Annotated in this window: 1 protein-coding gene; it reads right to left on the reverse strand. The window is 59.3% G+C overall.

From position 1 onward, the window contains the following. The coding region (locus tag OMK64_RS21520; protein ID WP_272730165.1) for an ATP-binding cassette domain-containing protein at positions 1-565 on the reverse strand (565 nt) is incomplete at its 3' end. Positions 566-578 lie beyond the last annotated feature (13 nt).

Genomic DNA, 578 nt, shown 5'->3' on the forward strand with positions numbered 1-578 from the left:
TCTCCATGAACACGATGCGGTCGGAGACCTTGAAGGCGAAGTTCATCTCGTGGGTGACAATCACCATGGTGATGCCCTCCTCGGCCAGGGCTTCGATGACTTGCAGCACTTCGTTGACTTTCTCCGGGTCGAGGGCCGAGGTGGGCTCGTCAAACAGCATGATCTGCGGGCGCATCATCAAGGCGCGGGCGATGGCCACGCGTTGTTGTTGGCCGCCGGACAGCTGGTGCGGGTATTTCCAGGCATGGTCGAGCATGCCGACCTTGTGCAGCAGTGCGTAGGCCTGCTGCTTGAGCCCAGACGTCGTGCCCAGCCGATGGTATTTCGGCGCCATCAGCAGGTTGTCGAGCACGCTCAAATGCGGGAACAGGTTGAAGCTCTGGAACACCATGCCGATGTTCAGGCGATGTTCGGCGTGCTCGATGTACTGGGGTTTCTGCGCGCCGACTTTGTTCAGGTGAATAAAGGGCAGGCCATTGATCCTGATCTCGCCGTTATCCAGTTGTTCAAGGCCGTTGAGCAGGCGGATCAGCGTGGTTTTACCAGAGCCGGACGGGCCGATCACCGACACCACTTCG

This window comes from Cellulomonas fimi, assembly GCF_028527925.1.
Lineage (GTDB): Bacteria > Actinomycetota > Actinomycetes > Actinomycetales > Cellulomonadaceae > Cellulomonas > Cellulomonas fimi_C.